Source organism: uncultured Oxalicibacterium sp., from assembly GCF_913776015.1.
Lineage (GTDB): Bacteria > Pseudomonadota > Gammaproteobacteria > Burkholderiales > Burkholderiaceae_D > Oxalicibacterium.
On sequence record NZ_CAJYMD010000077.1, the window covers coordinates 1 to 19,411 of the forward strand.

The window sequence follows — 19,411 nt, forward strand, 5'->3', positions numbered from 1 at the left end:
CGTTCGATCAATTCGATCAGCAAGACGAATGCGCCCATCGCCATCGTCGAGCCGAGCAGGTAATACAAACCGGCGGTGACCAGCGAAGCCTGACCGTAGCCGACGATCGCCAGCAGCGTGCCCGACGACACAATGGCACCATAACCAGCCATGCGCCCCAAACCTTCACTCGCCAGCATGCCGGCAGCGCCGAACAGGATCGTTGCCATGCCGCCCCACAGCAGCGCCTGATAGCCGTAATGTGCGGCGTCGCCCGCGTCATTCGAAAACACCAGCAGCCAGATGCGCAGCACCACATACGCGCCGACCTTGGTCATCAGGACCAGCATCGCGGCGACAGGCGGCGAGGCGGCGGAATACGTGGTTGGCAGCCAGAAGCCGAGCGGCCACATTGCGCTCTTGGTCAGGAAGGCAATCGCCAGGACGGCAACACCGACCTTGAGCAGGAACAGGTCTTCGCCACCGATGCCGGCAATGCGACCGGCCAGATCGGCCATGTTGAGTGTGCCGGCGCTGGCATAGATCAGCGCCACGCCGATCAGGAAAAGTAGCGAGGCCGCAAGGTTGATCGCGATGTACTGCATGCCGGCGCGCAAACGCGTGACGTTGTAGCCGTGCAGCAGCAAGCCGTATGACGCGGCCAGCATGACTTCAAAGAACACGAACAGGTTGAACAGATCGTGCGTGAGGAAGGCGCCATTGATGCCCATCAGCAGGAACTGGAACAACGAGTGGAAGTGCACGCCGATGCGGCTCCAGCGCATGGTCGAGAACAGCAGCGCGGCACCAGCCATGACCGAGGTCAACAGCAGCATCAGCGCAGCAAGGCGATCGGCGGCGAGCGCGATGCCGAACGGTGCCGACCAGTTGGCGGCCAGGTAGACGCCCATGTTGTCGGGCCAGCTACCGGTATCCGTCAGTTTCATCAGGCAGACGGCGATGCTGAACTGAATCAGGATCGATGCCAAGTTGATGAAAAACTTCAACTGATGGCGACTCTCGTTGATCATGATCAGCACTGCGCCGCAGATCAGCGGCAGCAGGATCGGCAGGATGATCAGTTGCTGGTTCCAGGTCAGACTTGTCATTGATCCGGCTCCTCACCATCCACGTGATCGGTGCCGGTCAAACCGCGCGAGCCGATCATCACGACGAGGTACAGCGCCGTCGTTGCAAAGCCGATCACGATGGCCGTCAGTACGAGTGCCTGCGGCAGCGGATCACTGTACATCGATGGGTCGGCCGGGCCTTGGCCCAGCGTCAGCGGCGGTTTGTCCACCCACAGGCGGCCCATGATGAAAATGAACAGGTTGACGGCATACGACATCAGCATCAGGCCGGTCAGCACCTGGAAACTACGGGGACGCAGAATCAGCCAGATGCCTGAACCGAACAGGACGCCGATGGCGAGCGAAATGATCAGCTCCATCAGGTGGCTCCTCGTTTGGGCAAGACAACGGTATCGGGTGTGCCGCCCGCTTGCGGACGGCGGCTACGGACGGTCTGGTGCGCCAGCGCAACCAGGATCAGCATGGTCGAACCGACCACGACGAGGAACACGCCCAGATCGAACATGAAGGCGCTCGGCGCATGCACTTCACCCAGAATCGGCAAGGTCAGGTGTGCGGTGTGGCTGGTCAAGAACGGGAAGCCGAGGACCATCGCACCGGCACCGGTACACGCAGCGACGACCAGACCCCAGGTGATCCAGCGCAGGGGGCGCAGATGGATATGCGATTCGACCCACTGCGTACCGGCGATCATGTACTGCACGATGATGGCGACAGCGAAGATCAGGCCGGCGACGAAACCGCCACCCGGCAGGTTGTGTCCGCGCATGAAGAAATACACCACGATCACACCCATGAAAGGCAGCAGGAAGCGCAGGTACACGCTCGGTACGTGCAGATAGCCTTTGTCCACCTGTTCGGCCGGCGTTTGCAAGGCCGCCGGATCGGTGTTGTTCATCTGTTGTTCGGGAATCGCGATGCTTTCCGCCGCAGGGCGGAAGCGACGCAACAGCGCATACACGGTCAGCGCCACGATTGCCAGCACGGTGATTTCACCCATCGTATCGAAGCCGCGGAAATCGACGAGCAGTACGTTGACCACGTTGGTGCCGCCGCCTTCCGGCAGCGCGCGTGCGAGGAAATAGTTGCCGATGCTATCGGGCTGTGGATGCATCAGTACAACATAGCTGATGCCTGCGATCGCAAGGCCGCCGATTGCCGCCAGCACGAAGTCGCGCGAGCGACGCAGCCACACCGAACGCGGAATCTGCAAGCCGTTCTGCAGTTCTTTCGGCGGCAAACGACGCGGCAACCAGCGCAGACCCAGCAGGATCAGCACGGCGGTCACGGTTTCCACCATCAACTGCGTCAGCGCCAGATCGGGGGCCGACAGCCACAGGAAGGTCATGCTGGTGACGACGCCGACGCCACCGACCAGAATCAGCGCAGCGAGACGGTGAAACTTCGCTTGCCAAGCAGCCGTCAAGGCGCATGCACAGCCGATCAGCCACATTACGCCAAACAAGGGTTCGACATTGGTGTACGAAGCCGGCTTGAGCACGGGCAATGGGCCTGCGAGCAACCAGGGCACGCCGATCATCGCCACCACGATCAGGAACAGTTGGGGTTGCAGGCGTCGCGTACCCAGCCATTTGACGAGGAAGTTGGCGGCCGCGCTCAGTTGTAGCATCGCGGTCTCATAGGCTTGTGCGCCAGAAATGCGGTGCAGTACCGGCACGTCGGCACGCTGTTGCAACGTGAAGTACTTCCGTAGGATGACGTAGAACAGAATGCCGCCGACCAGTGCCACCACGCTCATCGCCAGCGGCAGGTTCAGGCCATGCCAGACCGACAGGCTGTAGACCGGCGTTTGTTCGCCAAGTACCGCTTCAACTGACTGATGCAGATACGGGCCGACGCTGATGCCGGGAATAATGCCGACGATCAGGCACAACAGCACCAGGAATTCGACCGGAAAACGCATCCAGTGCGGCGGCTCGTGCGGCTCCTTGGGCAGATCGTCCGGCAGCTTGCCGAAGAAGACGCTGATAAAGCGCAGCGAATACGCCACGCTGAAGATACCCATTGCCACGGCGGCATAAGACATCCACCAGTTGTCGCTGCCGCCGACATGCAAGGTTTCGGCAAAGAACATTTCTTTCGACAGGAAGCCATTGAGCAGCGGTACGCCAGCCATCGAGGCACTGGCGACCACCGCCAGCGTCGCCGTGATCGGCAATGCCTTGCGCAGACCGCGCAGCACACGCATGTCGCGCGTGCCGGTTTCGTGATCGATGATGCCGGCAGCCATGAACAGCGATGCCTTGAAGATCGCGTGGTTCAGCGTATGGAAGATCGCGGCCACTACGCCCAGCGGCGTGCCGATGCCGAGCAGTGTCGTGATCAGGCCGAGATGGCTGATCGTCGAATAGGCCAGCAAGCCTTTAAGGTCATGCTGGAAAATGGCAACGAAGGAACCGATCAGCAGGGTGCAAACACCGGCCCCCGCGATCAGCCAGGTCCATTCGGGCGTGCCGGACAGGGACGGCCACAAACGCATCAGCAGGAAGATGCCGGCCTTGACCATGGTAGCCGAGTGCAAATATGAAGACACCGGCGTCGGTGCCGCCATGGCATGCGGCAGCCAGAAGTGAAACGGGAATTGTGCGCTCTTGGTCAGCGCGCCAAGCGCGATCAGGATCAGCGCGGGCAGATACAGCGTATGGGCGCGAATGATGTCGCCCGCTGCCAGTACGGTATCGAGATCGTAGCTGCCGACGATGTGGCCAAGGATCAGTACGCCGCACAGCAGGCACAGGCCGCCAGTGGCGGTGACGGTAAACGCCATACGGGCACCGCGCCGTGCATCGATACGGTGATGCCAGTAGCCGATCAGCAGGAAGGAGGTGACGCTGGTCAGTTCCCAGAACACGACCAGTTGAATCAGGTTGCCAGACAGGACGACGCCAAGCATCGAGCCCATGAAGGCCAGCAGGAAGGCAAAGAAGCGCGGTACCGGATCTTCGTCCGACATGTAATAGCGTGCGTACAGCACCACCAGCAAGCCGACGCCAAGTACCAGCATCGCAAACAGCCAGGCCAGCCCGTCGAGTCTCAGCAGGAATTCCAGTCCCAGCGACGGCAGCCATTCGGCCGAATAGCGTACGGGTTCGCCGTTTCCCACGTATTGGTACAGATAGATCGTGACGATCAGCCCGTACAGCGCAACGCCACCAGCCAATATCGATTCCATGTTGCGCGCATTCGACGGCATGCAGGCAGCGATTACACTGCCCAGAAACGGCACGGCAATCAGTGAGAGTAGCAACAGGGATTCGGCGGGTATAGGCATGCGCAGGAAAACATTCAGGAAAAACAGGCGCTCGGCACGCAACCGGCCGCCATGGGTTTGTCGATAATCGGATGAGGAATGATTTCCACCGAAACTCGGTAACAGCCGGCTTGCCGCTCATCGGCAGCGTGCTTGCTGGTCCAGACTGTTTATGTTTGCAGGTCACCCCTTTCCCGGACAATCGACATCTTGTGATGACATACAAGCCGCACCAATGCGCCTTCGGGCCGACAGGAGGCAAGGTTGATTTGCCTTCCGCCCGATACACATTCGCATGGCGAAAACTGCGCCCCCGGCTATTCGGAACGCTGCCTGAGGATCAGGCGCGCTCTGTGTGAACAGACGGAGATATTTCCAGAAACGCCGCCGCAACGTTGTTGCTGCCACATTTCCTTCTTGACGAGACATGCCGCTCGGGGCGGCACCCATGACCGATGAGTACGGCCGCGCACGGCTTGCTCATCGAACAACGACCTCGGCATGATACCAGACTGCATGCATGCTTATGTGCAATTGCACGCAATTCTCTGCAAATTCCTCTCTAAAAGGCATAAGCGCGGCGATCTGTAGGCGATCGCGCTGTACTTGCAAAGATCGTGAAGAGCAAGCCGGCGCGCTTTTGCACGCAATGGGCGTGAATATGCAAGAATTTCGCCTTGCTTGTCCGGTTCGCTCTGCCTTCTCCCTGCCTGTCGTTCGCATGTCATCGCTGCGCGATGTCTTTATGCAATCTGCAATTTAGTACGCACGAGTCGTCAAAAATTCCCGAGCCGGAACGATTTGGAGAAATGCATGCTGCGCTGGTTTGAAAATCTGCTGTACCCCTACAAGGAAGAACGTCCGGCCACGCCACCGACGGGCTTCTTCGCCTTCATCTGGGCCTGCACCAAAGGTGCGCGACGCTACATCGTGGCGATGACATTGCTGACGGCGTTGACCGGTGCCTTCGAAGCCCTGCTGTTCGCCATGATGGGCCATGTGGTGGATTGGCTGGCCAAGGTCGAACCGGCGCAATTGTGGGCGCAGGAAAAGAACAGCCTGGTTCTGCTGGTGGGGCTGATTCTTGGCAGTACCGTGCTGGTCGCCTTGCAGACGTTCTTCAAGCACCAGACGCTGGCCGGGAATTTCCCCATGCAGTTGCGCTGGAATTTCCATCGACTCATGCTCAACCAGAGCATGGGTTTCTATCAGGACGAATTTGCCGGACGCATTGCCACCAAGGTCATGCAGACTGCGCTGGCAGTGCGCGATGTGTGCATGATCGCCGGCGATATTCTGGTATTCGTCTTCATTTACTTCGTCACGATGGCGGCCGTGGTCGGCAGTTTCGATACATGGATGCTGGTGCCGTTTATCGGCTGGGCGGCAGCGTATGGCATCGCCTTGCGCTATTTCATTCCGCGTTTGAGCCGCGTTTCGCGTCGTCAGGCCGATGCGCGCTCGCTGATGACGGGTCGCATTACGGACGCCTATACCAACATCGGTACCGTCAAGCTGTTCTCGCATGCGGGCCGCGAGGCACATTACGTGCGCGGTGCCATGCAGGAATTCATGGTGGCCGTGCATGGGCAGATGCGTCTGGTCTCCGGCTTTGAAGTCGTCAATCATGCCTTGAGCATGTTGCTGATCCTCGGCACGGCTGGCATGGCGCTGTGGCTGTGGAGTCACGGGCAGATCGGCGTTGGTGCCGTCGCCGCCGCAACGGCCATGGCGCTGCGCCTGAATGGCATGTCGCATTGGGTGATGTGGGAAATGGCCAGCCTGTTCGAGCAGGTCGGCACCGTGCAGGATGGCATCAATACCTTGTCGCGTGCGCATGCCGTGACCGATGCGGCGACGGCCAAGCCGATCACGGTATCGCGCGGGGAATTGCGTTTCGAGGATGTCAGCTTCGGTTATGGCGGTCCGCGCGATGTGATCGATCATTTCGACCTCACGATCAAGCCTGGCGAAAAGGTCGGGCTGGTGGGGCGTTCGGGAGCGGGTAAATCGACCATCGTGAACCTGCTGCTGCGTTTCTACGATATCGACAAGGGGCGCATCCTCATCGATGGACAGGATATTTCGCAAGTCACGCAGAATTCGCTGCGTGCGCAAGTCGGCATGGTCACGCAGGATACGTCGCTGCTGCATCGCTCGGTGCGCGACAACATTCTCTATGGCCGTCCCGATGCGGACGAAGCCGACATGCTGTCGGCAGCACGCCGCGCCGAAGCGCACGATTTCATCCAGACACTCGGCGATGCCCAAGGCCGCACCGGCTACGATGCGCATGTCGGCGAGCGCGGCGTCAAGCTGTCAGGCGGACAACGCCAGCGGATTGCGATTGCGCGCGTGATGCTCAAGGACGCGCCTATCCTGCTGCTGGATGAAGCCACCAGTGCGCTCGATTCCGAAGCCGAAGCCGCGATCCAGGCCAGCCTCTACGATCTGATGGAAGGCAAGACCGTGGTGGCAATTGCGCATCGTCTTTCCACGATTGCGGCAATGGATCGACTCATCGTGCTCGACAAGGGGCGCATCGTGGAAGAAGGTACGCATGCCGAACTGCTGGCGCGCAGTGGTTTGTATGCGCGCCTGTGGGCACATCAGAGTGGCGGTTTCCTCGGTGAGGAAGCGGAAGAAGAGACGGGGGCAGGCCTCTGACGAATGCGATGTGCGACGTGTCGGCACGTTGCACATCAGCGATTTGGCACTGCCAGGAAAACCCAGCCTGGCGGTTCATGACACACGCTGTATCGCAGGCAGTACCGTTGGTGTCAGACAAGATACGGCAACGAGCCGAAATGTTTTTTTTTACTCGTCTAGTCAGCTGACGGTCTGGCCAGCAGCAAGGCGATCAATGTCAGCAAGGTTGCGCCTGACAGGTAATAGCCGACGTATTGCAAGCCGTGATGCGTTGCCAGCCAAGTCGCGATGTAAGGTGCAAGAGAGGCACCCAGAATGCCACCGAGGTTGAAGGTCAGCGACACGCCTGTGTAGCGGATCGCGGTCGGGAAGAGTTCCGAGAGCATGGTGCCCAGCGGGCCATACGTCATCCCCATCAGCGCCAGCCCGAGTGACAGGAAGACTGTCACGGTCACCAGGTCGTTGGCCACGAACAGCGGTGCAAAACAAAGGCCGAACACGATCATCGCAATCGATACCAGAATCATCGTGATGCGACGACCATAACGATCAGCCAGCAGTGCCGAAACCGGAATCGTGATGGCGAAGAACACCACCGCACACAGTTGCGCAATCAGGAAGTCATGCCGCGAATAGCCGAGGCCGGTCGTGCCCCAGCTCAGCGCGAATACCGTCATCAGGTAAAACAGCACGAAGGTCGCCAGCGCGATCAGCGTACCGGCTACCAGCATGCCGCCATGTTCTGAAAATACCGTTACGAGCGGCACCTTGGCGCGTTCTTCGTGATCGATGACTTTCTGGAACGCGGGCGTCTCGGTGATCTTCAAACGCACATACAGGCCGACCAGCACCAGTACTGCGCTGGCGAGAAACGGAATGCGCCAGCCATAGCTGAAGAATTGTTCGTTGGTCAGCGTTTCCGTCAGGATCAGGAAGATACCGCCCGACATGAAGAAACCGATCGGCGCGCCCAGTTGCGGAAAGCAGCCATACCAGGCGATCTTGCCTGGCGGCGCGTTCTCGGTCGCCAGCAACACCGCACCGCCCCATTCGCCACCCAGCCCCAGTCCCTGACCGAAACGGCAGAGCGCCAACAAGGCCGGCGCCACCCAGCCAATGGCTTCATACGTCGGCAGCAGACCGATGGCGACGGTTGATAAGCCCATCGTCAGCAGGGCCGCAACCAGCGTCGCCTTGCGACCGATGCGGTCACCGTAGTGACCGAACACGGCCGAGCCGACCGGACGCGCAAAGAAGGCAATCGCAAATGTCGCCAGCGATTGCAGCATCGCAGCAGTAGGATCGGAGGACGGGAAGAACAGGTGCGGGAAGACAAGGACGGCAGCCGTCGCGTAGATATAAAAGTCAAAGAACTCGATGGTGGTGCCGATCAGGCTAGCAAACAGGACGTTTGCCTTTGAGTTGACTTGCTTGAAGCCGCCATCGGCCGCGTGTGCATCGCTCATTATTGCTGTTCTTTCTTCCCTGAAAAAATCCTGTTGTTATGCGTGCGGGGCATCCGCCAGACCGATGGCGGCAGTCACGCCATGCGCCTGTTGATCGGCGTGATAACTGGAGCGCACCATCGCGCCGACAGCCGCATGCTTGAAGCCCATCTTGTACGCTTCTTCCTCGAACATCTTGAACGTGTCGGGGTGCACGTAGCGGCGTACCGGCAGGTGATCGCCGCTCGGCATCAGGTACTGGCCGATGGTCAGCATGTCCACATTGTGTTCGCGCATGTCGCGCATGACTTGCAGCACTTCTTCATCGGTTTCACCAAGGCCGACCATGATGCCGGACTTGGTCGGCACGTTCGGATGCAGTTCCTTGAAGCGCTTGAGCAGGCTCAGCGAGTACAGATAATCGGAGCCGGGACGCGCTTCCTTGTACAGTCGCGGCGCGGTTTCGAGATTGTGATTCATCACGTCCGGCGGGGCCATCTTGAGAATTTCCAGCGCACGATCCATGCGACCGCGGAAATCTGGCACCAGGACTTCGATCTGGGTTTTCGGGGACAGAGCGCGCACGCGTTCGATGCAGGCAGCGAAATGGCCAGCACCGCCATCGCGTAGATCGTCGCGATCAACCGAGGTGATGACGACATAATTGAGCCGCAATGCGGCAATCGTCTTCGCCAAGTTTTCGGGTTCGTCTGCATCAAGCGGATCAGGACGACCGTGGCCCACATCGCAGAACGGGCAGCGACGCGTGCATTTGTCGCCCATGATCATGAAAGTTGCCGTGCCCTTGCCGAAGCATTCGCCGATGTTGGGGCAACTTGCTTCTTCGCATACCGTATGCAGCTTGTGCTCACGCAGAATCTCCTTTATTTCGTAGAAGCGCGTGGAAGGCGAGCCGGCGCGCACGCGAATCCAGTCGGGTTTGGGCAGGCGTTCGGCTTGCACCACCTTGATCGGGATGCGTACGGTCTTAGCTGCGCCTTTCTGCTTGGCAGTCGGGTCGTAGGCGGGGGCGCTAGGGGCTTGGCTGTCGATGCTCATTTGGGCTGGTCGCTCCGTGGGTTGGCCGTTTGCCATACAGCGGGTCGCGCTGCGGGTGACGGTTTGCGGCATCGGCGCGTAGCGTCTGCCACAGGGTGAAAACAGGTGGTCCGATTCTGTCGGGCCGCCGGAAATACAAAATGCGAGCCTATCGAAACAGACTCGCAATCAGATGTTGCGTCAGTGTGTGCCTTACTTCGCCCACCGTGGCGGCGCTGCCCAGGCTGCGCATGTCGATGGTTTGCAGGCCGGCATAACCGCAGGGATTGATCCACGAAAACGGTTGCAAATCCATTGCCACATTCAGCGACACACCGTGATAGGTACAGCCGCTCGCACGAATCTTCAGGCCCAGCGCCGCGATTTTCGCGCCACGCAACGGCCCCTCACTCAGGTAAATGCCCGGCGCACCGGGATGGCGTTCACCGGCCAGATTATACGCCGCCAGCGTATCGATGACTGCCTGCTCGATGCGATGCACGAGTTCGCGGGCGAACAGGCGCGCGTCGGGATGATTGCGGCGCAAGTCCAGCAGCAGGTAGATCACTACCTGGCCCGGTCCGTGGTAGGTCACTTCGCCGCCGCGATCGGTCTGGATCACGGGAATGCCGTGCGCATCCAGTACATGGCCGGGATCGGCGGCCAGCCCGAGTGTATAGACGGGCGGATGCTCGACCAGCCAGATTTCATCTGCGGTGCCGGCATGGCGGGCATCGGTGAAGGCGCGCATCGCTGGGAACGTGACGTCGTAGGCTTCCAGCCCGCGATCGCGGATCAGAGGCTGCAGACGGTCGGCAACGGCGTTCATGTTTATCGCAAAGACCAGCGCGTCAGAGAACGAACTTCACCATCGGATGGCCGGACAGGGCGCGATACACATTGTCGAGCTGTTCACGGCTGGTGGCGCGCACGGTGATCGTCAGCGACAAATACTTGCCTGCCGAAGAAGGTCGCATGGTTTCGACCTTCCCCGCGTGAAATTCCGGATCGTGCACGGTGACGACTTCGACGATGGTTTGGGCAAATTCGTCATGCATCAGACCGACGACCTTGATGGGGAAGTCGCTCGGGTATTCGATCAGGCTGTCTTTTGGGTCGATGGGTTCGTTCATGGCATGGCTACTCGGGGTGCATGTCGTCTGCAACGCGCAAACGACCAGAAGACGACATGATAACGGGAATGGCGGTAGGACGAGTGTCTCTGACTGACGCGAGGTGTGGGATGCGCTCCCCATCAATAGAGCGGCGGACGGTTAATCAACTGATGCTTGTTTCGAGTCTAGGTCGGGGGGGGCTCAGAATACAAAAGCCCGTAAGTGAAAATGTGGGTGCGGTTTATTTTTTTAACGGGATCATGCTGTGCAAATTCAAAAGTACTGCCTCGCTGAGCGCTCAATCTCAGATGAGCCTATTCAAGTAAATTCAATGGATATAAAAGCTATCTTTTAGGAAATATGGCGACCATAATTGGCTACCCATCTTATCTAATTTAGCCCGATTGCCATGGAACGTATATTTGCCTACGTTGACGAATCCGGAAATCTCGACATTGAAACCGAAAAATCGGGGGGCCACAGATTATTTTCTTGTCCTTGCCGTAGTACTTAACGAATCAGCTATTACATCGACCAAACAGCAAGTCGATGCGATTAGGAAACGTCATTTTCAATCAGGGGAAATGAAGTCTAGTGGAGTCAAAAACAATGATGGCGATCACAGAAGAATTAGGATACTAAGAGATTTGAGCAAGATCGATTTCAAATTCTGTGCGGTTGTTATAGATAAAAGTAAGGTGTTCAAAGATGGTGGCTTGCAATACAAGCAGTCTTTTTTCAAATTTACGAATGGCTTGCTTTATCAGCAATTATTCCACAGCTTCAACAAAATAAGCATCATTGCCGATGAACATGGAGATCAAAAATTCATCAATAGCTTCCGTTCATACATCGAGAAAAATCATAAGCCAGATCTTTTCTGGGATTCTGATGTATCAACGGCCTCAAGCAAAGAAAATGTACTTATTCAGTTAGCAGACTTTATTGTTGGTTCTATTGCGCGCGTATATGAAGAAAAAAGCTCACCTGCGCTGAAGGAAGAGTATTTCAATTTACTAAAAAATAATGCATTGGATATTCAGGAGTGGCCAACAAAATATCCGTTTCATCCAGAGCTTAAGAGCACTAACGAGTTCGACAGCTTAATCTACAAGCATGCCCTTAATCAGGCTGAAGTCTTCTTAGCTGAAAATACAGATGCTTATCAGGACGAGAAAATACTGCAAATAGCAACACTGAACCATTTGGTATTCATTAGTAAATTTGATCCCTCGCGGGATTATGTCTCCACATTTGACATTATCAAACACTTGAAAGAACGGGGTTTTGAGACGATCAGCGAACAAGCTATTCGCTCAAAGATTATTGCGAAACTTAGGGATGAAGGAGTTCTGATTTCAAGTTGCACCAAGGGCTATAAAATTCCAAGAAGCTACCAAGATCTAAAAGATTTTGTGGAGCGAGTAGACGGCTTAGTTAGACCGCTAATTGATAGGCTCGGTATTGCCAGACGAAGTTTCATGGTTGCTAGCCAAGGGAAAGTTGATTTGCTCAGCGGTGCTGGGTTCCCTGAGCTTACAGCGTTCGTAGAAACAATTGAAAAATCACGAAAACACTAAACGTTTAGAAATTTACAAGCGAAGATTGAATGGACAAGAAAAACGGCAGGCCGCTTACGCGTACCTGCCGTTTTCTTTGTTTGATCGCCGTGTAAGCGAGCAAACGCTTACATCATGCGATGGCCGAATCAATGCATCCAGAGACGAATCGCATCCCATGCACGGCCGAACATGCCGGCTTCACCGACTTGCTCCAGCGCCACGACCGGCAATTCCGCTGCGGTGCGGCCATCAATTTCAATCTTCAGCGTGCCAACCTGGCTATTCTTGTCGATCGGGGCGACCAGTGGGTCCTTGCGTTGCAGAACGGGTTTGATCTTATCAGCCGTGCCTTTCGGAACAGTTACCCAGAGGTCACGCGTGAAGCCGATCTTGACAGTGTTTTGCGTGCCTTTCCAGACGTTTGGCGTGGCAACGGCCTGGTCTTTCGTGTACAGACGGACGGCGTCGAAATTCAGGAAGCCCCAATTCAGCAGTTTCTGGCTTTCTGCAGCACGTGCCTGATCCGAGGTCGTGCCCAGCACTACCGAAATCAGACGTCGTTCGCCGTTGCCGGCAGGGCGCTTGGCGGTCGAAATCAGGCAATAGCCGGCACCGTTTGTGTAGCCGGTCTTCATGCCGTCAACGGTCGGGTCCAGCCACAGCAGGCGATTGCGGTTCGGCTGCTTGATGTTGTTGTAGGTGAATTCCTTGGTCGAATAGTAGGTCGCGAAATATTGCGGATGATCGATGATCAGGCGCGAAGCCAGGATCGACAGATCGCGTGCGGTCGAATAGTTGGTTTCGCTCGGCAGGCCGTGCGGATTGGCAAAGCGTGTCGAGGTCATGCCCATGCGTTCGGCTTCGCGGTTCATCAGCGAGACGAATACGTCTTCGGTGCCGGCCACGGCTTCGGCCAGCGCAACGGCGGCGTCGTTACCCGATTGCACGATCAGGCCGTACAGCAGGTTGTTGACCGATACCGGCGTGCGCGGCTCGATGAACATCTTGGAGCTGCTCGGATCGACTCGCCATGCGTGTTCCGACACATTGATCATCTGGTTCAGATCGAGCTTCTTTTCCTTCAGCGCATTGAAGACCACATAGGCCGTCATCAGCTTGGTCAGCGAGGCAGGCTCGATGCGCATATTGGGTTCCTGCGAGGCCAGAATCTGGTTGCTCGATGCATCGAGCAAGAGCCACGATTTGGCATTGATCGTCGGCGACGGAACGGTTTGGGCGAAGGCGGCGGAAACGGAGAGAACGGTGGCGAGAACGAGCGCAAGGAGATTTTTCATCGGACTTTCTGAGGCGCATGGGTGGGCATGCGTCGGTTGCTAAAGGGTGGAAACGAAGGGTGTAAAGAAAACGACAAACAGTTTGATCGGCCAGTCGGTGCGCTCGCGAACTTAGCGGTGCCACATTTGGACTACATGATTCTTGATATGTTGCAATTTGCGGTTGAAAAAATGATCGGAGCCCGGCACCACCAGCACAGGCAGGTCTTGCGGACGCGCCCAGTCGAAAACGTTGCTCAGCGGAATCGTATCGTCGAGTTCGCCATGGATCACGATCGTATCACTCGGCACGTTCGGCAACGGCCATTTGCCGGGCGCGGAGCCGACCAGCGCCAGACGTTCAGCCGACGTGCCGGCAGCGGTCAGGCGTTCCTGCAGCTGCGTCTGTACATACGTGCCGAACGAAAAACCGGCCAGCGCGAAGGGCAGATCGGGATACAGTTCGCGGGCGTGTGCCAGCAGTTGCGCCATGTCGTCGGTTTCGCCGCGGCCTTCATCATATTCACCACCGGATTTGCCGACCCCACGGAAATTCATGCGGAACGCTGCATAGCCGAGTGAGGTAAAGGCACGCGTCAGTGTGTGCACAACCTTGTTGTCCATCGTGCCGCCGAACAGCGGATGCGGATGCGCCACGAGGGCGATGCCGACTGGTGCATTGTCGCCCGGCAGATCGAGCGCGCATTCAAGCGCACCGGCCACGCCGTCGAGAAGGAAATAGCGGGTTTGTGCGTTCATGCGGACTGTGCTCCAGCGTTCAGATCTTCAGACGTTCGACCACGCGGCCGCCGACCAGATGTTCGTCAATGATCTCGTCGATATCTTCCTGATCGACATAGGTGTACCACGTGCCTTGCGGATAGATGACGAGGACGGGACCGAGTTCGCAGCGACCCAGGCAACCGGCCTGATTGACGCGAACGGCGCCGGTTTTGCTGAGGCCGAGGTCCTTGACGCGTGCCTTCAGATGTTGCTGGGCAGCGGCGGCACCTTTTTCGGCACAGCATTCACGGCCGTCGTCGCGCTGGTTCATGCAGATGAACAGGTGTTGGCCAAAATGCTGTGTGTTGTCGGTCATTGCGGGCTCGCTTCAAAGACCGGAATGATACACCCGTGTCAGCTTCGCTTCAGGCGATGGGTGCGATGCAGCAGGAACCAGAAGGCGATCAGCGGCCACACCAGCGAGAGGAACTGTGCCGCGCCATTGAAGTTGAGGAACTTGCCCTGAACCCAGGTTTCGAGTGTGGCGACGAAATAGGGATTGGCCGGCGCGACGTTGATGGTGACGAAGGCAATCGCCAGCAGCATGATCGCCATATAGCGTTGCAGGCGTTTCGGCAGCCATACCAGCAGCGCCAGCAGCACGACGCCGGCCAGCAAGCCGAGTTGCGCGCCTTCGGACAACCATGCCAGCGCATTCTGCGGCTTGAACAGCAGCGCCATCGACAGCGTTTTCACCGCCAATGCCGCTGCCAGCATGGCAATTACCAATAGAAAGCGCGGTGCCTTGTCGCGCAACATGTGAAACCACACCAGCAGCGCGCCAGCCGTGCTGCAGCAAGTGACGACAATCTCCACCTGCCAGTATTGGCTGGCCGAAAGCTGCATGCCATTGCGCAGCAGATCGCTGAGGTCGATCGGTACGTCGGTCCACAGCGACAGCCAGTCCGACAGCACGGGCAGCAACTGGCCGGTGCCGAACAGATAGCTTTGCGGATAGATTTGCGCGAGCGGCCACAAGGCCATCAACACCACGCCGCGACTCGCCTCCGGCGTGAACAGCCGATGCCGCAAGCGCCGCAGACGGCTGCGTTCCAGTACCTGATGATAAGTAAGTGCACCCAGCACGGCCCCGATCAATGCGCCGGTGCTGTTGGTCAGGAAATCAAGGTTGGACGTGACGCGCGTGGGCAGGAAACTCTGCAAGGCTTCCATCGAACCCGATACGAGGATGCCGAGCAGCGCCGCCAGAAGCATTGCGGCAACGCCGCGCACCGATGGATAGAACGCATAAACGGCCAGCACGCCCAGCGGCACATAGCCGAGGATGTTGGTAACGACGTCGAAGCCGGTCCAGTAACGCGGTGGAATCGGTTCGTACAGATATTTTTCGAGCGGAACACCGAGTTGTTCCCAGCCCGAAAACGGATACAGGCTGGCGTAGATGATCAGCGCCAGATAGGCGAGCAGAATGCCACGCGCTAGCACTGACGGCTCGCGCGGTGGCGCAGGCGGGAACTGCTGGATCAGCGTTTCGGCGGCAGGTTCGCGAGCCATGTGCTCATGTCGGCAATAACGGCATCACTGGCGGCGGCCAGTGCGGCAGCGCCACCCTGTGCGTCGGCAGTGGCGGCAGGAATGCGCTGCACGAACATTTTCTGTGTGCGCAGGACGCGGCCATCGAACAGCGAGGCACGAATGGCGACTTCACCATAACTCTTGCCGGCGCTTTCAAAATGTTGCGAGAACTCGTCGGCTTCCAGACGCAGGATCGGTACATTGATCGCACCGTCAGCAGCGGCGATCACGACACCGCCACTGCGTGACAGACTGGACTTGAAGCGCTGCGCAAACAACTGTGCCGGCGGCATGGTCCAGCGACTGCCGGCGTAGGCGCGCGGTTGCAAGTCGTTGGCGTAGTCGAGGCGGTAATACATCAACTGGCTGTCCAGCCATGCAGGTGCCTGAATCTCGGCAACACTGATCGCCGGCAGGGCGTTGGCCGCGACAGTTGTCTGTGTGCGCTGCGGCCCCAGGTCGAGCAGCGTGGCGCGTGGCGCTTCCGAGGCGCAGCCGGACAGCATGAGGCCGGCCAGCAGCAAGGCAGGTAGAGCCGACCAGCGACGTGCCGTGTGGTGCTTGTATGATCGCATCATTGTTTTCCTTTCCTCGATGAACAAGCCTTCATGGCGCGCGGAAGCCTGGTTCGCCCGGCCCCGGTTGCGGTGTGCCGCTGCCGAACAGGATGCTTTGCGGACGCTGGTTGAAGGTTTCCAGCGTGCGATTCAATACGCGCAGCGAAGTCTTGGCTTCGTTGATCAGCGGCACGGCTTCGTATTCGATGACCGATGCGGCCGAACCCACATTATCGACCGCGCCGCTGAATCCTGCCAGCGGGCCATCGGGCGCATTCAGGCGCGTGGTGAATTCGTTGAGGTTGTTGGTCAGTACATTGGCATCCTGCGACAGTTTGTTGACCGAAACAACCATCTCGTTGGCATTGCGCGTCAGCGCCGGGAACTCGTCGAGTGCCGGTTGCAGCTTGTCGGGAATGGTGGCGATCTTGTCTGCAGCTTCGCTGACATCGGTAAAGGCTGCCAGCATCTTCTTCTGGTTTTCATCGGACAAGAAGGTGTTGAGTTTTTGCGCAACTTCCTCGGTTTGTCTCAGAATGGCGAGGCCGCGCAGTTGCAGCGTGTCCAGTAAGCTGGGGCGCATGTCGATGCGTGCTACCTTGTTTTTCGAGGAGGGCAGCAATGTTCCGTCACGACCCGTGTCGTCGAGTTGCACGTAGGCGAGGCCGGTGACGCCCTGGTAATTCAGCGTGGCGAAGGTTGATCGCGTGATTGGCGTGTTTTTCGAAACGCTGAAGCGAATCAGAATGCGGCCGGGTTTTTCTGGATCGAACAGCACTTCATCCACTCGCCCGACATCGAGGCCGCGATAGCGTACCGCTGCTTGCGGATTCAGTCCGGGGACGGAAAGGTTGGTAGCAATTTCGTAGGGGATGCGTTCCTCGCGGTCCTGGTTGAACCACATCGCGATCAGTGCAGCTGCGATCAGCAGCACGATCGTGAAGATGCCCGCCATCAGTGCATGTGCCTTATTTTCCATGATGCGTTTCCATGATGCGTTGATGTTTCATGACGCCATTTCCATGACACGTTTAATGCGGGGCGTCGTACTTGTCGCTTTTTTCTTTGTCACTATTGTTCTTGCTTTCGTCTTCCTTTTCCGCGCGCTGCTGTTCCACGTGATCGGGCAGCGCCTCGATCGCACGCTGGCCGCGCTCGCCACGAAAGAAGGTTTCGATGAACGGATGCTTGAATTCCACCACCTTGTCCGGTGCGCAGTAGGCGATGATGTGCTTGTCGGCCAGCACCGCCACGCGCGACGATAGCGCGAACAAGGTGTCCAGATCGTGCGTCACCATCACTACCGTCAGCTTCATTTCGTCGTGCAGTTCACGAATCAGGCTGACGAAGCTTTCCGATGCATTCGGATCGAGCCCGGCGGTCGGTTCGTCCAGGAATACTAAGTCAGGATCCAGTGCCAGCGCGCGCGCCAGTGCCACGCGCTTGATCATGCCGCCCGACAGATCGGCAGGCATCTTGCGCGCATGTTCAGGACCGATGCCGGCCATCTGCAGCTTCAGCAATGCCGCATCAATCACCACATCCTTGGGCAGCGTGCGCAATTCGCGCAACGGTTGCGCCACGTTGTCGAGCACGCTCAGGGCCGAAAACAGCGCACCATGCTGGAACAGCATGCCCCAGCGCTGACGCAGGGTTTGCAAGCGGTTGCCGTCAATACGGTTGATGTCTTCACCGAACACGCGCACTGCACCTGACGACGGCCGGTTCAGTCCCAGCATCTGTCGCAGCAGTACCGTCTTGCCGGAACCCGAACCACCGACCAATGAGACGATTTCGCCTTCATTTATCGCCAGATTCAAATCTTCATGCACCACTGTTTCGCCGAATTGCGTGCGCAAGCCTTCGATCTCGATGATCGGCTGTCTGCCATCCTTGGGCTCGATCGGATCGCATTCGTTCAAAATCCGACTCCCGTGAAAATGATGGCGAACAACGCATCGGCGAGGATGACGACGGTGATGGCCGTCACCACCGAAATGGTCGTGCCGGCACCCAGACTTTCGGTATTGGGTTTGATGCGCAGACCGAAATGACAGGCGACCAGCGCAATCAGGCCGCCGAACACCACACCCTTGCCGAGGCCGATCCAGTAATTGGCAAGCGGTACCGCATCTGGCAGTTCGCGCAAGAAGTATTTGTAGCTGAGGCCGAGTTCCATGTTGGCCGCGACCATGCCCCCGATCAACGCCATCGCATCGGTCCAGACCACCAGCAGTGGCATCGAGAGTGCCAGCGCGAGAACCTTGGGCAGAATCAGACGAAAGCCGTGCGGCATGCCCATGACGAGCATGGCATCGAGCTCTTCCGTCACACGCATGACGCCGAGTTGCGCCGTGATCGATGACCCGGAGCGGCCGGCCACTAGAATCGCCGCCAGCAAAGGCCCGAGTTCACGGATGATGGCCATGCCGAGAATGTTGACGAGATAAATGTCGCCGCCAAATTGATGCAGCTGCTGCGCCGACAGATAAGACAGCACCACGCCGATCAGAAAACCGACCAGCGCCGTGATGCCGAGTGCCTGATAGCCCGTATGGAAGATATTGGCCGAAATCTCTTTCCACGGCCCGCGCTGCGGCTGGCGCACGAAGCGGCCCATATCGATCACGAGCTGTCCAATCAGCGTGACGAAACCGATCATGTGATCGGCCAGCAGCATCTTGCGGCGCAGGATGGCATCGAACGAATACCAGCGCTTCTTCGGCAGCTTGTTGAGATCGAGCTTGCCGGTTTCTTCCAGACGATGGAAAAAGTCTTCGTGATGCGCCGCCACTCTCAGTTCGGCAGGTCGCTGTCGACCCCAGGCATTCCATAACAACTGGGCGCCGATGTAATCGAGTTCCTCCACCTGCGTCAGATCCCACTCCCTTGTTTTTGACTGCGCAGCGGTTTTCAATGCCTGTTTGATGCGCGCCATTGTGTGCGGTTCGGTCAGCGCACGCACATGCCACGATCCGCTTGCGGTTGCAGTCGCATGATCATCCTGGCTGAGACCGAGGGTGGGAGCAAGGGACGGGGCGGGGGAGGACATGCGGCAAAGTGTATGCGAGAAACATTCCAGCGTCACGTGCGCTGCCGCACGCTGCCGAC

The 19,411-nt window shown here is 58.1% G+C and carries 17 protein-coding genes; 2 read left to right on the plus strand and 15 right to left on the minus strand.

Features of this window, described 5'->3' with window-relative positions; genetic code table 11:
- The 3 genes from QZ725_RS13930 to QZ725_RS13940 all read right to left on the minus strand — a co-directional run.
- Positions 1 to 1,088: monovalent cation/H+ antiporter subunit D (locus QZ725_RS13930; protein WP_293780828.1), on the minus strand; the 1,088-nt coding region annotated here is incomplete at its 3' end.
- Entirely contained in the window at positions 1,085 to 1,429 is a 345-nt protein-coding gene (locus QZ725_RS13935) for a Na+/H+ antiporter subunit C (protein ID WP_293780831.1), read from the minus strand. The genes QZ725_RS13935 and QZ725_RS13930, both read right to left, overlap by 4 nt.
- Entirely contained in the window at positions 1,429 to 4,362 is a 2,934-nt protein-coding gene (locus QZ725_RS13940) for a monovalent cation/H+ antiporter subunit A (protein ID WP_293780834.1), read from the minus strand. The genes QZ725_RS13935 and QZ725_RS13940 overlap by 1 nt, the downstream gene beginning before the upstream one ends.
- A 792-nt stretch (positions 4,363 to 5,154) precedes the next feature.
- Between QZ725_RS13940 and QZ725_RS13945 the strand changes: the two genes are divergently transcribed.
- Positions 5,155 to 7,008 (plus strand): ABC transporter ATP-binding protein, encoded by a 1,854-nt coding sequence (locus QZ725_RS13945; protein ID WP_293780837.1) that lies wholly within the window; start codon positions 5,155 to 5,157, stop codon positions 7,006 to 7,008.
- Positions 7,009 to 7,166: 158 nt separating this feature from the next.
- Here QZ725_RS13945 and QZ725_RS13950 read toward each other — a convergent pair whose 3' ends face one another.
- The 4 genes from QZ725_RS13950 to QZ725_RS13965 form a co-directional block, all read right to left on the minus strand.
- Positions 7,167 to 8,456, minus strand: coding sequence for an MFS transporter (locus QZ725_RS13950; RefSeq protein ID WP_293780841.1), 1,290 nt, complete (start codon positions 8,454 to 8,456; stop codon positions 7,167 to 7,169).
- A gap of 36 nt (positions 8,457 to 8,492) precedes the next feature.
- The gene (gene lipA, locus QZ725_RS13955; protein ID WP_293780844.1) at positions 8,493 to 9,494 is read right to left on the minus strand and encodes a lipoyl synthase; all 1,002 of its coding nucleotides are present in this window, start codon (positions 9,492 to 9,494) and stop codon (positions 8,493 to 8,495) included.
- Positions 9,495 to 9,642: 148 nt separating this feature from the next.
- The gene (gene lipB / locus QZ725_RS13960) at positions 9,643 to 10,302 is read right to left on the minus strand and encodes a lipoyl(octanoyl) transferase LipB (RefSeq protein ID WP_293780847.1); all 660 of its coding nucleotides are present in this window, start codon (positions 10,300 to 10,302) and stop codon (positions 9,643 to 9,645) included.
- 22 nt (positions 10,303 to 10,324) lie between these two features.
- Positions 10,325 to 10,606 (minus strand): DUF493 family protein, encoded by a 282-nt coding sequence (locus tag QZ725_RS13965; protein WP_293780850.1) that lies wholly within the window; start codon positions 10,604 to 10,606, stop codon positions 10,325 to 10,327.
- Between the two features lie 413 nt (positions 10,607 to 11,019).
- Here QZ725_RS13965 and QZ725_RS13970 point away from each other — a divergent pair, with 413 nt between their 5' ends.
- Positions 11,020 to 12,168 (plus strand): DUF3800 domain-containing protein, encoded by a 1,149-nt coding sequence (locus QZ725_RS13970; protein WP_293780853.1) that lies wholly within the window; start codon positions 11,020 to 11,022, stop codon positions 12,166 to 12,168.
- A gap of 128 nt (positions 12,169 to 12,296) precedes the next feature.
- On the opposite strand, the gene QZ725_RS13975 is transcribed toward QZ725_RS13970, so the two are convergent.
- From QZ725_RS13975 to QZ725_RS14010, 8 genes are all read right to left on the minus strand, one after another.
- Positions 12,297 to 13,445 (minus strand): D-alanyl-D-alanine carboxypeptidase family protein, encoded by a 1,149-nt coding sequence (locus QZ725_RS13975; RefSeq protein ID WP_293780856.1) that lies wholly within the window; start codon positions 13,443 to 13,445, stop codon positions 12,297 to 12,299.
- A gap of 111 nt (positions 13,446 to 13,556) precedes the next feature.
- Positions 13,557 to 14,183, minus strand: a complete 627-nt coding sequence (locus QZ725_RS13980) for an alpha/beta hydrolase (RefSeq protein WP_293780859.1) — start codon at positions 14,181 to 14,183, stop codon at positions 13,557 to 13,559.
- Between the two features lie 19 nt (positions 14,184 to 14,202).
- Positions 14,203 to 14,523 carry an NAD(P)H-dependent oxidoreductase subunit E gene (locus QZ725_RS13985; protein WP_293780861.1) on the minus strand — a complete coding sequence of 107 codons (321 nt, stop codon included), beginning with the start codon at positions 14,521 to 14,523 and terminating at the stop codon, positions 14,203 to 14,205.
- A 38-nt stretch (positions 14,524 to 14,561) separates the two neighbouring features.
- Positions 14,562 to 15,722, minus strand: coding sequence for a VanZ family protein (locus QZ725_RS13990; RefSeq protein WP_293780864.1), 1,161 nt, complete (start codon positions 15,720 to 15,722; stop codon positions 14,562 to 14,564).
- Positions 15,692 to 16,321 carry an ABC-type transport auxiliary lipoprotein family protein gene (locus tag QZ725_RS13995; protein WP_293780866.1) on the minus strand — a complete coding sequence of 210 codons (630 nt, stop codon included), beginning with the start codon at positions 16,319 to 16,321 and terminating at the stop codon, positions 15,692 to 15,694. Before QZ725_RS13995 ends, QZ725_RS13990 begins: the two co-directional genes overlap by 31 nt.
- Before the next feature lie 28 nt (positions 16,322 to 16,349).
- Positions 16,350 to 17,279, minus strand: coding sequence for an MlaD family protein (locus QZ725_RS14000; protein ID WP_293780868.1), 930 nt, complete (start codon positions 17,277 to 17,279; stop codon positions 16,350 to 16,352).
- Positions 17,280 to 17,331: 52 nt separating this feature from the next.
- A complete protein-coding gene (locus tag QZ725_RS14005; RefSeq protein WP_293780975.1) occupies positions 17,332 to 18,225 on the minus strand; it encodes an ATP-binding cassette domain-containing protein in 894 nt (297 codons plus the stop codon).
- Positions 18,219 to 19,352, minus strand: coding sequence for an ABC transporter permease (locus QZ725_RS14010; protein WP_293780870.1), 1,134 nt, complete (start codon positions 19,350 to 19,352; stop codon positions 18,219 to 18,221). Before QZ725_RS14010 ends, QZ725_RS14005 begins: the two co-directional genes overlap by 7 nt.
- Between the last annotated feature and the right edge of the window lie 59 nt (positions 19,353 to 19,411).

What these genes read in the sequence shown, in the direction of transcription:
- QZ725_RS13935 (WP_293780831.1), bottom strand. Translation starts at nt 1,429, where the DNA reads ATGGAGCTGATCATTTCGCTCGCCATCGGCGTCCTGTTCGGTTCAGGC.
- QZ725_RS13940 (WP_293780834.1), bottom strand. Translation starts at nt 4,362, where the DNA reads ATGCCTATACCCGCCGAATCCCTGTTGCTACTCTCACTGATTGCCGTG.
- QZ725_RS13945 (WP_293780837.1), top strand. Translation starts at nt 5,155, where the DNA reads ATGCTGCGCTGGTTTGAAAATCTGCTGTACCCCTACAAGGAAGAACGT.
- QZ725_RS13950 (WP_293780841.1), bottom strand. Translation starts at nt 8,456, where the DNA reads ATGAGCGATGCACACGCGGCCGATGGCGGCTTCAAGCAAGTCAACTCA.
- lipA (WP_293780844.1), bottom strand. Translation starts at nt 9,494, where the DNA reads ATGAGCATCGACAGCCAAGCCCCTAGCGCCCCCGCCTACGACCCGACT.
- lipB (WP_293780847.1), bottom strand. Translation starts at nt 10,302, where the DNA reads ATGAACGCCGTTGCCGACCGTCTGCAGCCTCTGATCCGCGATCGCGGG.
- QZ725_RS13965 (WP_293780850.1), bottom strand. Translation starts at nt 10,606, where the DNA reads ATGAACGAACCCATCGACCCAAAAGACAGCCTGATCGAATACCCGAGC.
- QZ725_RS13975 (WP_293780856.1), bottom strand. Translation starts at nt 13,445, where the DNA reads ATGAAAAATCTCCTTGCGCTCGTTCTCGCCACCGTTCTCTCCGTTTCC.
- QZ725_RS13980 (WP_293780859.1), bottom strand. Translation starts at nt 14,183, where the DNA reads ATGAACGCACAAACCCGCTATTTCCTTCTCGACGGCGTGGCCGGTGCG.
- QZ725_RS13985 (WP_293780861.1), bottom strand. Translation starts at nt 14,523, where the DNA reads ATGACCGACAACACACAGCATTTTGGCCAACACCTGTTCATCTGCATG.
- QZ725_RS13990 (WP_293780864.1), bottom strand. Translation starts at nt 15,722, where the DNA reads ATGGCTCGCGAACCTGCCGCCGAAACGCTGATCCAGCAGTTCCCGCCT.
- QZ725_RS13995 (WP_293780866.1), bottom strand. Translation starts at nt 16,321, where the DNA reads ATGATGCGATCATACAAGCACCACACGGCACGTCGCTGGTCGGCTCTA.
- QZ725_RS14000 (WP_293780868.1), bottom strand. Translation starts at nt 17,279, where the DNA reads ATGGAAAATAAGGCACATGCACTGATGGCGGGCATCTTCACGATCGTG.
- QZ725_RS14010 (WP_293780870.1), bottom strand. Translation starts at nt 19,352, where the DNA reads ATGTCCTCCCCCGCCCCGTCCCTTGCTCCCACCCTCGGTCTCAGCCAG.